Below are 13,193 nucleotides of genomic sequence, written 5' to 3'. Positions count from 1 at the left end.
ATTAAAATGATAAGGTGCACTTTGTAGTACTGGCTCGGAGTAACTATGATATTATGCGGTCATAGCTATCTGTCATAAATAAGGGATTTTCCTGCTTAAGAATTTTTATGAGGTGTTTATTATGAAACAAAGAATTTTAGTCATAGAAGATGATAATATGATTCGGAAATTAATCAAGATTAACTTGGAAAACAATAATTACGACGTAGTAGAAGCTGCCGATGGTATAGAGGCAAAAAGTGTCTTTTTAAGCACTCATCCATGTTTGATTATTCTCGATTTAATGCTTCCGAAAGTGAGTGGAGAAGAGTTTTTGGAATGGGTTCGTACAGAACAGCGTAATGAAGTTTCTTTTATCATTCTTTCTGCGAAATCCAGAGTCAGTGATAAAATTAAAGGCCTTAAAATGGGGGCTGATGATTATATTACAAAACCTTTTGAACCAGATGAACTTGTTGCACATGTCGAAGCAGTTTTAAGACGTACCGGTCAATATTGTCAAAAAATTGTGCACAGCGGCTTGTGTATCAAACCGCGCAAGGGAGAAGTACAGCTTTACGATAGTGACATTACATTAACGAAGCATGAGTTTAATTTGCTTTATTATTTTATGCAGCATCCCAATGTTATTCATGACAGAGAAACTCTGATTGACCACTTATATCCGAACGCTGAAAATACTGTACTTGACCGGACCATTGATGCACATATTAAAAAACTCCGGGAAAAAATTGAAAAAGACAGCTCTCACCCTCAGCGTATTCAGACAGTACGGGGAATGGGGTATAAATTTGTCACTGCATAAAATTATTAAAAAAGTTATACCGCAAGATTTTCTGTGGAAACTGTCAACTTTAAACATTATTATAATCACTTCAGCAATTTTATTGAGCGGTCTGGCAATTTATAACACTGCGTGTATGCTGATGCTTTCGATGGGGAATTTAAATAATATGCAGCAGGAACAATTTAATTCTCTGCTGTTCAATTACCTGCTTATTTTTTCTTCAATTACCATTATTACAGGGAGTTTTCTGCATTATTATCTGACAAGAAAGATAGTCCGTCCTGTACAAGAACTAATTAAGTCCACTAAGCAGATACAAAGTGGAGAATATCCTGAACCAATAGACACCGTTGCTGCCGGAGAGATAGGAGTCCTTACTGAACAGTTCAACGGCTTGGTTAAACAGCTTAAAACAAATAATACGAACCGCAGCCAGCTTGTTTCCAATTTATCCCACGAACTCCGAACCCCTCTTACAAACTTAAACGGTTATTTAAAAGCTCTCCACGACGGGATTATTCAAGGCGATCCGGAATTATATCAAGCTTTGCTCAACGAGTCGAAACGTATAAAAGATATGGTTGAACAAATAGAATTTTTGAAAGAATGGGGAGATTTTTCTTCTTACCAATATACAGAATATGAGATCAAAAATATCACTGAACTGATTGAACAATGTGCAGCTATGTTTCAGTTCCAACTGGAAAGAAATAATATTTCATTAATATTAGATATCAAAGACTGCTCTTTACGGGTGAATGCTGATGGTATCCAGCAGGTAGTAACGAACCTAATTGACAATGCCTTGAATCATTATGAAGGAATTTCTCCTATATATATTAAAGGCGGCCTTCAAAATAACTTTTATCATGTATCTGTCAGCAATCCGGGACCTATGATTCCAGATAAAGAAAAAAATCTTATATTTGAGCGTTTCTATCGTATAGACTCTTCAAGAAACGATCAGACAGGCGGCAGCGGACTCGGTCTTGCTATTGTTAAAGAAATTATCCATAGCCACAGCGGCGAAATTAAAGTTTGCTCAGAAAACGGCATCAATACTTTTTGTTTTACTCTGCCTGTTAAATAATTCTGCAGTATTGAATTTCATATACCCTGAAATTAATTTTCTCCTTTAAAGGCAAAACAAGTTTTTAGGAATTTTCACATTATTGTGATATTTTGATTATAAAGCTTTCTTTATTGCCAGTTTATCTTAAATCACTTCCAGAGTTTTTACATCTACATAAGTTTATCTGTTTATATAGTGCCGTCTTAAACTGTCAATATTTTTAAATTTTAGGGGATAATTACAGTATTAAAATATTTTAAGATTGGGGAGGAGAAATTATGAAAACCAGGCACGTTTTATTACTGGTATTTTTAATGATGATTTTTGCAGCTTGTTCCAATGACACAGAACAAGCAGATAATGAAGTCGATAAATCATCTTTAATTCCGGCATTAAGCGAATATAGTGACGAAGAGATTGAGGATATTGACCGCGGTCAGGAATTAGTTACACATACTAACGATATGCTGCCGGAAAATGTCGGCAACAATTTAAGCTGCGCAAGTTGTCACGCTGGTGCTGGACGGGGCGATTCTTTGAATTTAATAGGGGTTACTGAGAAATTTCCTCAGTATAGTGAACGTGAAGGAAAAGACGTCACTCTCGAAGATAGAATTAACGGCTGTTTCTTAAGAAGCATGGATGGTAAAGAAATAGATCCAGAAGGCGAGACGATGGAGGCATTTATATCTTATTTTGAATACTTAAGTAAAAATATTGAATCGGGAGACCAGTATGATTTTATGACTGTTGATGAAAGAGCGGACAATATTCCCGCTCCGAATGTCGAACAGGGAGCAAATGAGTTTTCACGGTATAATTGTATGAGCTGTCACGGTCGTGCCGGCACAGAGTCTGCCTACACCGGTCCCGATTTATGGGGTCCAGGTTCTTTTAACGATGGTGCAGGTATGGCAAGGTTTTCCAACATGCAATATTTTATAAAACATTATATGCCTAAAGGTCAAGAAGGTACACTAAGCGAACAGGAAGCGTCTAATATTGCAGCTTATATTCTTATGCAGGATAGACCTGAATTTGAAGGTGTCAACCGGTTCCCTAATGGCAATAAGCCCGATGATTATTTAAATGAAGAAACAAAAGAAGCACTAAGAAATAACTATTTAGATTGGACTGACTTTGAACGTGTTCAAGACGAGTAAGATTAACTTTTTGAAAAACATCTGTTTTTCAATTATCTAAATATCTTAAAACAACTGTTCATTCCACTTTAAGGAATGAACAGTTGTTTTGTTTTTATCACTTTCATCATATTTTCACATTCAATTTATAATATTTAAGTTAAAGAGGATTATTTACAGGAGGGTTATATGGTTATAACGAATGTCATGCTGGCTGCAGGCCAACTTGTTATAAGCTTCGCTATAAGTTTTATGATTTTTTTCATCTACAGTGATAAACCAAAAGAAAAGAAGAAAAATTTAATACAAGAGACCATGTCACAACTGATTAACTTTATTATATTCATTTGGCTGATAAAAATCATTTTAAATTTCTCTATTTTTATAAAAGCTCCATTGACAATATTGGCTTATCCAAGTGATTCTTATACATTTTATTTTGCATTTTTACTGAATTCTATTATTTTCATCTACTTTAATAGAAAAAATAAATCAGATGCAACTGATTTTACAGAAGCATTTACAATAATATTCTTAATTGCTTCTATCATCTACGAACTTATTCAGTTTATTTCGGTTAATAATAACAGCTCTTTTGGATATTTATTGTTACTATCAGTAATTTTATTAATCTTTTTAATACTTCAAGGACGATTTAAAGCAAAGTTGCTGCTTATAGTCATCAGTTTTTTATGGTCCGGAGGAATGCTTGCTCTATTAAATATATACCCGGTGATTACTGTATTTGATTATATAATACGTCCGTGGTTTTTACCTTTATTTTTTATAATGAGTACTTTACTGCTATTTTTAACGATTAGAGAAGGAGAGATTTGATGGCTGGAGTAGAAACAATACAATTGGGAAGTATGCTTTTAGCAATAGGTGCTGGAGCTTTATCTTTTCTATCTCCATGTGTACTGCCGATTTTCCCGGCGTACATTTCATATATTACAGGTATCAGTGTTAAAGAGATTCAGGATGGAACCAAGAAAGGAGTACGTAAGAAGATACTCAGTCATTCTGTAATTTTTCTATTCGGTGTTTCTTTTGTTTTTATAAGCTTAGGCGCCGGTGCATCATTTTTAGGAGAATGGATACAAAATTTAATACTCGGTGATTCAGGTTTATTATTACAGAGAATCGCAGGTATTTTTATTATTGTGATGGGGCTTTTCGTTGCAGGCTGGATTAACATACCTATCATGATGAGAGAGAAACGATATAATTACTCAAAAAAATCAGCCGGATATTTAGGAACTTTATTTGTAGGTTTGGGATTTGCAGCAGGGTGGACTCCATGTATCGGTCCAATTTTCGGCTCCATTCTTTTATTGTCGGCCAGCAACCCTGGACAAGGAATATTATACACAGTAATGTATGTCATCGGCTTTTCCTTACCATTTATCATATTAAGTTTCTTTATTGGATCTACCCGATGGATTGTAAGACACTCCGGAGTCATTATGACAACAGGCGGCATCATAATGATTGTGATGGGACTCGTGTTATTCCTCGGTTTAATGCCCCGGATTACAGAATTTTTACTGGATCTTGTTGAAGGAACATGGCTTTCAAATTTAGGATAAAAGGAGTAATTTTTCATGAAAAAAATATTACTTATTTCACTTATTATAATTATGGCAGGCTGGGCAATTTATCAATACATTGAAGGTTCTGGAGAAGAACCTTCGGTGGAAAAAAACAATGAAGTTGAAGATGTCGGCTTATCTATTGGACAATCAGCACCAGATTTTAAACTGACCAGCCTGGAAGGTGAAGAGACACAGCTGACTAAATTCAGAGGAAAACCGGTAATTCTAAACTTCTGGGCAACCTGGTGTCCGCCTTGCCGCGCAGAAATGCCGGATTTTCAACAGCTGTATGAATCTGAAGACGTTGAAATACTAGCTATAAACTTAAGTGAATCAGAACAAAGTGAAAAAACCGTTCAGGATTTTATTGAAGAATACGATTTGAGCTTTCCTATTTTAATGGATCAGGATTCTGCGGTTACAGAAATGTATAAAGTACAAGTGTTTCCCACTTCTTTTATAATCGACTCTGAGGGAATAATCCAATTCTCAGCAAGAGGAGCAATTAATTATGAAATTATGCAGAAAGAACTCTCTAAAGTGGAGTGATGAGTATTTACATCTGGAGCATCTGCGTGAGTCTGTAGTCTCACGCAGATGCTATTCCCTTATAAGTCTAGCGTACGGCTTTTAAAGTAAATTCATCTAATATTATATTATAAAATTTTATGGCTCTTGCTATGAGGTTAGAACCACAGGTCTGCCAGCAGTTCCATCGATTGTTTTCTTTTTTCCGGATCATAAGCATATGTCACAATAATCAGTTCGTCTGCTCCGGTTTCTTCTGTAAATTCTTCCAGTTTTTTAAGTACCGTTTCAGGTGAACCAACGGCTTTCAGGCTGAACATCGCATCCATCATTTTTCTTTGTTCTTCTGTTCCTAATTGTTCAGGATCCACAGGAGGCTGGAGTTTACGCTGCTGGCCGGTCTGCATATCCACCATCATCTGTGTCGTTGTTGTCCAGATTTTTTCTGCTTCCTCATCTGTCGGTGCCACAACGACATTAATCCCTGCCATGACATAAGGTTCATCAATCTGAGAAGTCGGCGAATCTGTCGTAAATGCCGAGCGGTAGATATCAATTTTCTGTTTATAATCATCGGGTGTAAAGTGAGTTGCAATAGAATAAGGCAGTCCGAGCTGTCCGGCAATTGATGCACCGTTCATACTTGATCCTAAGACCCATATCGGAATATTGGTTCCTGTACCTACTGTAGAAGTCACTGGAACACTATGACCGAGGCCTTCTTCACTGAACCAGCCGATAAGGTCATAAATAGAGTTTGCAAAGTTTTGCGCATCACTGCTGGTACGTGTAATTAGTTGAGATGTTCTTTGATCGGTACCCGGTGCACGGCCGAGTCCGAGATCAATTCTACCCGGATAGAGCTGTGCAATCGTACCGAAATTTTCAGCAACCTGGAGTGGTGAATGGTTCGGCAGCATAATACCGCCTGATCCGACACGAATGTTTTTAGTTCGCGCTGCAGCCATCGCAATCAGCTGGGACGTTGCAGCGGATGCGAGATTTTTTGTATTATGGTGCTCTGCGAACCAGAGCCTTTTGAATCCAAGTTTATCTATAAGCTCCGCATTTTCCATAGAAGCTTCAATCGCTTCCCTAATCGTCTGGTTTTCCGAAATGCCCACAAGTTCAAGGACATTTAATGGTATACGTTTTGTCATTTAAATTAGTTCTCCTTTATAAATCTTATTAGCTGTTAATTTAATGTACTTCATTATAATGAGACATCCTCATCATAAAGCACCGTTTGATAGAAAGATAATTTATTGTTTCAGATTTTTACTGTTCATACTTGTTAAAAATACTAATAATTATCAGTTTGTAAATTGAGTATTAAAATAAAAAGTCCTCTGCCCGGCTTTGGTCAGATGACTTTTTGCTCTCCAATATTTACACGTTTCGTTGAAGCAGAGAGAATATTATCAGAGCTTATTTGTTCTTCAATTAAGGGTTGTACTTCAGAAGTTTTCCTCTGATTCTCTTCAAGATTATTTGCCGCCATAATAATAAATATAATGAGTAAGGCTATACTGATCAGCATCAGAATGAAAAGTATAATGACAGTCAGTTTAGATTTGTCTCTCTCTTTCATAAAAATATCTCCTAGTTTACTTTGACTTGATTATATCATTCAGTAAATTACCGGGACGGTTTCCATTGTCATTTGTCGAAATTTATTCACAAGAATTCCAGATGCAAGTATCCGTCCTGAATATTATTAATACTAGTAAAAAGGATCTCAAAACTATTCGGTGAACTGTAACCTATAAAATAGACAATTTAATAAAAGCGTTACGCTGTGAGTAGATGACCCCGGTATTGTGCCGGGGTCATCTTATTTAGTCCCCATTGATAGCGCTCATTATTATACTTATTAATATATTCATTTGTTTGATGTTTGAGTTCGTCTAAGGATTCACAAGATTTATGATCGACCCAATCTTTGAAAGTCCCAAAAAATGATTCCATTGAAGCATTGTCCCAGCAGTTCCCCCGACGCGACATTGATTGTACCAATCCCATTTTTTTCACTTTATCTTGGAACTCAGGATGGGTATAGTGAAAGCCTTGATCGGAATGAATAAGTGCTTCCGGATGGAATTCATCCACGGCATCTGAGAGTTGTTTTAAAGTCCGATACACGATGTTCATTTTTAATGATGTAGTGACCACATGCGCAACAATCTCTCGAGTCGCACCATCTTTCACGCAGGATAAATAGGCTTTCTGACCGTTACCGTAATACAAGTAAGTAATATCAGTTAGCAGGACCTTTCCTGGCTCTCCCTGGTCAAACTCACGCTTCAATAAGTTTTTACACGTTTTATGTTCCTGCGTTGCTTTCATCATTAATTTATAAGGGTTCGCTCGACGAATGCGTGCCACTAGATTATATTTTTTCATCAGTCGTCTAATCTTTTTGTGATTCATAATAATATGATAATCATTGTTTAAGATTATTTTAATTTGTAAGGCACCGACTTTACCTTTTTCAGCGTCATAGATTTTCTTAATGAGGACAATGTCTGCTTCATCATTGATTTGTCTTACGGATCGATTTGTTTCATTCTTTTTCCATGCATAATAACCACTTCTCGACACGTCTCCCAGCATACACAGGTAAGTAATCATATTTTTAAGTTGATGATTCCGACAAATGTTTTCAATTAATTCATAAGTCTCATATAGTTTTAACTGCGACGGTTCTGTTTCGCCTGCCTTTCTTTCATCTCGAGCTTTTTTAGAAACTCATTTTCAGCTTCCAAATACTTTATTCTTGCTTCAGCTTTCTTTAATTTCTCATCACTGCTCAATGCTTTATTCGTCGGACGACCTGAGGAGCCTTTTCCACGCTGGTCACGTTCCAAACCAATTTGTCCGTATTGTGCATATGTTCCTCGCCATCGTAATAAGCATCGTTGCGGTTGTTCTTTACCGATGACAGATAAATCAAATCCATGATCGAGGAAGATTTGTGTGGGACCAACACCTTGTTTATGCGCGTCTACTGCGCGTATTTTAAATTCTGGGTGATACGTAATCGATCGATCAGATACCCTCAATACATTTGGATTTTGTTCCAGTTCTTTAATTTCAAAAGACGTAAAATGTCTAGCCATGATAGAGCCCTCCGTACAGATAGTTTATTTAAGTATAAACAAGATGATCTTTAGGGCATAGAAAAACCCGAATAAGAGACGCTTTTTATAAGCTGTCTATTATTCGGGTTACAGTTCACGGTTTGATCTCCTTTTTTGTATACATCACTAATTAATCTACTGACTGAATCCAGGCAGCCACATGGATAACTGCGGGATAAATGTGATAATCAGCATACATATGACCATCGCAATGATAAACGGAACGACTGCAGCTGCTGAAAAAGTGAGAATCTGAAGTTAATAATGAAATTAGTATATACAGTAATCATTTGCATAAGTACAATACAGATGTACTTGCAATGAAATGATTATATTATTGGGTAGACTGATTAATTATATAACAGTTCAGACATGCTAAGTACATAATACTGAATGAAATGAGTTTTGAATATGCTTGTTCACAATCTATTAGTCGACAATCTTACATCAGTATGGTGGATAGTACTGGTGGCAGCACTTGCACCCATATTTGCCCTTATATCGCACAGATACGTGCCAGATGTAGTGTGGCTACTTGCATTCGGAGTCATCATTGGCCCTAACATGTTTGGGTTGGCTGAACAGACTGAGGCTGTACAATTTCTTCGTGAATTGGGGATGGGTTTTTTGTTTTTGCTGGCAGGTTTTGAAGTCAGCACCTCTGATATGCGAGCGCGCCAAGGTAAACATGCTGCTCTCACATGGGTGATTTGTATCATATTAGGCGTTGGTGCCGGTCTTCTACTTACAAATTTTGAGTTCCGTGTGGCTATAGTACTTGCTATCGCGTCTACTTCAACAGCACTCGGAACATTGTTACCCATCTTGAAAGACTCAGGGGAGATAAATACCCCGCTCGGCAAGGCTACAATGACACATGGTGCATACGGAGAGCTGCTGCCGATTGTGGCAATGTCACTGCTGCTTTCCACGTTTGCAACTTGGCAAGCTTCATTGATTCTGATTTTCTTCGCCATTATAGCTGTTCTGATAGTCGGTATTCCAATACGATTCATTCGAAGAGTCCCGCTGCTAGGCAAAGCCGTAGTGTCAGTATCTAATACTACAATGCAGACAACGCTTAGAATGACTGTCTTTGCATTGGTTACCCTGATGCTGCTCACAGCAATATTTGAACTTGATATCGCGCTAGGAGCTTTTTCTGCTGGACTCCTCCTCAACGTGGTCTTTAAAACTTTTTCTCCAGAACAGGGAGAGGAAGTTGCACATAAAGTCGAAGTTTTAGGATTCAGCTTTCTGATTCCAGTTTTCTTTGTCACCAGCGGAATGGAAATCAGTCTCTCTCAGGTGTTGAGAAACTGGCAACTTTTGCTGGGTTTCATCACATTAATTGCAACTGTTCGCGGTTTGGTGGTATTCCTTAGAGAACGTTGGAGCAATACATATTCCGGTATTAAATCATCGAGAGAACAAGTTGCGTTAGGACTATATTCTGCTACTGGGCTACCTATCATCGTCGCGGTGACCCAGATCGCCGTGTCTTCGGAGATTATTGACCAGGGAACAGCTGCTACTATGGTAACCGGAGGAGCCCTGACTGTGCTCATATTTCCTTTTACCGCTAAACTCATAATGCGTAATAATGGTCAATGAGTATTACTGCCAGACTAACAGGCAGTTCATAATAATTCTCAGAAATATTTATTAAAGAACAAGGTTCTATTAAATATTTATCCATCCGTATGAGATGAATATGAGTCACTTGTAATCATCTCTATAGATTTCACCAGTCGTTAAATTAGGTTAAAGTGCATCAAAAATAATTCTTATATATTTTAATTGGTTTACAATCGGTCGCTTGAAGAGAAGCAAGTATTTAAAATTAGAAATAAATTGAAAATGGAGGGTTTAATATGTTAAGAAATAAAGTACATCATATTTCCATAAGTCAAATTAACAATGAAGTAACTATAAATAAATTTGGTGAAACACAACAATATACAATTCTGGAAAAAATCAGGACAACACCTGAAAAAGGTCATGCAGTCCTAAACTACTTATATATTAACCCTGGTTACGAAGAGGATTTTGAGCGTGTTTTTTTAAATAGAGATCATCATTTAAGGAATACAGAGGGATTTCAAAGCTTATTATTTTTAAGACCTAAGGACCTGTATATACATTACGTGATTATTACAATTTGGACAGATACAGCCGCTTATAAGAATTGGAAAAGTTCTCGGGAGTATAAAGCTTCTCACCAAAAAAGAGGAACTAAAGAAGGTGCTGATCATAATATCATAAACAGAAGTTTATCTTTTAATATTAGTGTAGATTTGTCTAGTGAGTTTTAACTCTATTAATCCTTAATGAATTATAGATAAAAGATAAGTTAAAGAGTTTAAAAATCTTTATTAGTTACCATTTAAATTTGTCTTAATGAGAAAATTGCGAAAAAATTTCAATCGCTTAATACTACATTAAATTCTTATATATTAAAATATTTCTACTTGAGTTTATTCAATCGTTAAAAAATCAACGTTATGGGATAAGCTCTTTTTTGAGGTTTATAAACTAGTTTAATTTTTAACTTGCACATCTTTTTTGTTTAAGTACCAGCTTCCTAATGTCAAGTAAGCTCAAATGTTGTCCATAGAGTGTACGGGAGCAGAATAATGCCATACCCTTTATTTACTTTAAAAAATTTCAATAACAAAGCGTACATCGTGCTCCAGATCATAATACTGTTTATTAGAGCTAATTGACGCTTTTCTTAAACGAAAAAATAAGAACGACCAGGTGTAGTTAATTAAAAGATGAACCTTAAACACTCTACCTGCCGCACTATTATCTCTTTTTTAAAAAGTTCATGTGCAAGTCCTATTGTCAAATAAAGAATGGTATATGTTTTGTCATTTAAATTAGTTCTCCTTTATAAATCTTATTAAATCTTCATTTTTTTTTGCAGCATTACGTACTGCGATGGTTTCATCATAACTTTCGATTACGTTAATTGGATATTTTTAAACTGCATGCAAATTCACTAAATTAACTTCTATATTTTAAATCTGAAATAAATAGCGTGAAAATTAAATAGCGATTCATCGTAGCCCACCGGCTTATGATGAATCACTTTTTTGAATAACTCACGATATACTCTCATTTAATTACTTTCTCTACGTCAGTTTTGAGCATGATGGCTTTTGCACTCATATCTTGTGGGCGAAAGGTTTTATGGATTAGTTCCGATACACTTTAGCACATCAAATCACATTCGTTTTTTTAGTAACGCAAATCCCAAAATTGCTCTTTACTGAGTGAGACAGCATCTGCACCGGCTTGAAATGCATCGTCAATATGTTCTTTGTTCCAGATCAAACCGCCGAGAATAATCGGCTGTTCGACGTGCTCTCTTAATGTTTTAACAATCTCCGGAGCAATGCCAGGCATAATTTCAATAGCATCCGGTTTACTGTCTTTAATATGTTTAATTGAGTTTTTCAAGGAGCTTGTATCGATTAGGAAAATACGCATAATAGTAAGCAGTCCTTCACTCTTCGCCGTACGGATCATTCCGCTCTTTGTAGAAACAATACCCGCCGGCTGCAAGTGTTTTGCAATAAAATGAATAGCTTCTTTATCATTAGAAAGTCCTTTTATAAGGTCTGTATGAATGAATAACGGTTTGGTGCAAGATTTCAATTCCTGGATGTTATTTAAGTAATAATTTAATGTACCGTTCATTAAGATGGCGCCGCTTACTTCAGTTTCGTATACAGTAGCAATATTTTCTGGTTTGCATGCTGCGAATACTTTGTTGGTTTTTAATAACGAATTAATAGATGGCATAAAATATTATGTTCCCTTCTAGGATAATAATTAAATTATAACAAGTGAATATTTAAGCAGTGCAAATTTACTGAATATATACATACCTTTAACTTATTATTAATAAGGAATCTCTATAATAATACTTGTGTGAAAATTACATATAGCACTCTGGGTTAGAGAATATGTGGAGAAAAACCCTTCGTTGCAATCTGAAGTATATCGGTTTTTTTAAGTCCGATAATTTCGTTTTGCCTTCGAAGGGTTTTTTGCTGTTTAAAAGGAGGTGATAACGATAGTTGATTTGACAGAAATAGAATTATTTATATTTGATATCGATGGCACTATTTTATTGGAAGATAAATTACTGCCCTATGCTGAGGAAACTATTCAATTTTTAAACAGACTTAATAAGAAAATTTATTTTCTTACGAACTCATCAACCCGCACAAATGAAGAGGTGGCTGAGCATTTAAACTTCCTTTCTATACCCGCTGAATCTTCGGACATCATTACACCTGTAAGTTTAATCAGCAGCTATTTTCGTACATATTCGGAAGTGCCGCGAGTAATGGTAATTGCAGGAGATTCAGTTAAAAGCGAGTTAGCAAAAGCAAAAATAATTCTTACAAATAATCCAGACGAAATCACACATGTACTTGTCGGTTTAGACAAAGAATTTTCTTATAAAAAACTGAATTCGGCTGCTGAAGCAGTCCGGAAGGGCGCACAATTAATCGGCCTTAATCCTGATCCTTTCTGTCCTATGAAAAATAGGGTTATTCCGGATGCTGGTACTTTAATTAAGGCAATTGAGTCAGCAAGTAACACAAGGGCAAAAAATATTATAGGGAAACCGTCAAAGCTCCCTGCTGATTATATCTTTTCAGAAACTGGTTTGGCAGGAGAAAAATGTTTAATGATTGGCGACCGTCTGGATACTGATATTTTATTTGGAAGTAATGCCGGTATGAACACCGCACTCGTCCTAACTGGAGTCACTTCAGCAGAGGAAGCAGAAAACACGTATATCACACCTCATAGGATATACGAGGATTTATCTCAATTAATGAAAGAACTATCTTTAAATACTAAAAGCATAACGTAGTGATTGAAAAATTATTTATATAACCAGGAGGA

General features: G+C 36.2%; 13 protein-coding genes and 1 pseudogene. 9 read left to right on the top strand and 5 right to left on the bottom strand.

Annotation, left to right across the window (positions count from 1 at the left end; genetic code table 11):
• Positions 1 to 121 precede the first annotated feature (121 nt).
• The 6 genes from MHH58_RS00310 (at position 122) to MHH58_RS00285 (ending at position 5,145) form a co-directional block, all read left to right on the top strand.
• Entirely contained in the window at positions 122 to 805 is a 684-nt protein-coding gene (locus MHH58_RS00310) for a response regulator transcription factor (protein WP_341344660.1), read from the top strand.
• Positions 792 to 1,877 (top strand): sensor histidine kinase, encoded by a 1,086-nt coding sequence (locus MHH58_RS00305; protein ID WP_341344659.1) that lies wholly within the window; start codon positions 792 to 794, stop codon positions 1,875 to 1,877. The genes MHH58_RS00310 and MHH58_RS00305 overlap by 14 nt, the downstream gene beginning before the upstream one ends.
• Positions 1,878 to 2,137: 260 nt before the next feature.
• A complete protein-coding gene (locus MHH58_RS00300; RefSeq protein ID WP_341344658.1) occupies positions 2,138 to 3,022 on the top strand; it encodes a c-type cytochrome in 885 nt (294 codons plus the stop codon).
• A 168-nt stretch (positions 3,023 to 3,190) separates the two neighbouring features.
• The gene (locus MHH58_RS00295; protein WP_341344657.1) at positions 3,191 to 3,838 is read left to right on the top strand and encodes a hypothetical protein; all 648 of its coding nucleotides are present in this window, start codon (positions 3,191 to 3,193) and stop codon (positions 3,836 to 3,838) included.
• On the top strand, positions 3,838 to 4,590 hold the full coding sequence (locus MHH58_RS00290; protein WP_341344656.1) for a cytochrome c biogenesis CcdA family protein: 753 nt from the start codon (positions 3,838 to 3,840) through the stop codon (positions 4,588 to 4,590). Before MHH58_RS00295 ends, MHH58_RS00290 begins: the two co-directional genes overlap by 1 nt.
• A 15-nt stretch (positions 4,591 to 4,605) precedes the next feature.
• On the top strand, positions 4,606 to 5,145 hold the full coding sequence (locus tag MHH58_RS00285) for a TlpA family protein disulfide reductase (RefSeq protein WP_341344655.1): 540 nt from the start codon (positions 4,606 to 4,608) through the stop codon (positions 5,143 to 5,145).
• A gap of 137 nt (positions 5,146 to 5,282) precedes the next feature.
• Here the strand turns inward: MHH58_RS00285 and MHH58_RS00280 are convergent, their stop codons facing one another.
• The 3 genes from MHH58_RS00280 to MHH58_RS00270 form a co-directional block, all read right to left on the bottom strand.
• Positions 5,283 to 6,284 carry an LLM class flavin-dependent oxidoreductase gene (locus MHH58_RS00280; RefSeq protein WP_341344654.1) on the bottom strand — a complete coding sequence of 334 codons (1,002 nt, stop codon included), beginning with the start codon at positions 6,282 to 6,284 and terminating at the stop codon, positions 5,283 to 5,285.
• A 203-nt stretch (positions 6,285 to 6,487) separates the two neighbouring features.
• A complete protein-coding gene (locus MHH58_RS00275; protein WP_341344653.1) occupies positions 6,488 to 6,715 on the bottom strand; it encodes a hypothetical protein in 228 nt (75 codons plus the stop codon).
• 200 nt (positions 6,716 to 6,915) lie between these two features.
• A protein-coding gene (locus MHH58_RS00270) for an IS3 family transposase (protein ID WP_341344652.1) occupies positions 6,916 to 8,243 on the bottom strand; the annotation gives its coding sequence in 2 pieces (ribosomal slippage) (positions 6,916 to 7,874 and positions 7,874 to 8,243; 1,329 coding nt in all).
• 489 nt (positions 8,244 to 8,732) lie between these two features.
• On the opposite strand from MHH58_RS00270, the gene MHH58_RS00265 reads away from it, so the two are divergent.
• Both MHH58_RS00265 and MHH58_RS00260 read left to right on the top strand, forming a co-directional pair.
• On the top strand, positions 8,733 to 9,878 hold the full coding sequence (locus MHH58_RS00265) for a cation:proton antiporter (protein WP_341344651.1): 1,146 nt from the start codon (positions 8,733 to 8,735) through the stop codon (positions 9,876 to 9,878).
• A gap of 260 nt (positions 9,879 to 10,138) precedes the next feature.
• Positions 10,139 to 10,579: an antibiotic biosynthesis monooxygenase family protein gene (locus MHH58_RS00260; protein WP_341344650.1), complete on the top strand. Its 441-nt coding sequence runs from the start codon at positions 10,139 to 10,141 to the stop codon at positions 10,577 to 10,579.
• A 275-nt stretch (positions 10,580 to 10,854) separates the two neighbouring features.
• On the opposite strand, the pseudogene MHH58_RS12410 reads toward MHH58_RS00260, so the two are convergent.
• Positions 10,855 to 10,980 (bottom strand): annotated as a pseudogene (locus MHH58_RS12410) (tryptophan-rich sensory protein); the annotation flags it as partial.
• Between the two features lie 527 nt (positions 10,981 to 11,507).
• Positions 11,508 to 12,074, bottom strand: coding sequence for a glycerol-3-phosphate responsive antiterminator (locus tag MHH58_RS00255; RefSeq protein WP_341344649.1), 567 nt, complete (start codon positions 12,072 to 12,074; stop codon positions 11,508 to 11,510).
• Positions 12,075 to 12,357: 283 nt separating this feature from the next.
• On the opposite strand from MHH58_RS00255, the gene MHH58_RS00250 reads away from it, so the two are divergent.
• Entirely contained in the window at positions 12,358 to 13,161 is an 804-nt protein-coding gene (locus tag MHH58_RS00250; protein WP_341344648.1) for an HAD-IIA family hydrolase, read from the top strand.
• Positions 13,162 to 13,193: the final 32 nt, after the last annotated feature.

It is taken from the genome of Jeotgalicoccus sp. FSL K6-3177 (genome assembly GCF_038050175.1).
GTDB classification, from domain to species: domain Bacteria; phylum Bacillota; class Bacilli; order Staphylococcales; family Salinicoccaceae; genus Jeotgalicoccus; species Jeotgalicoccus nanhaiensis.
Note: the sequence above shows the minus strand (reverse complement) of the source record. Positions and strands in the feature narration are given on the sequence as shown.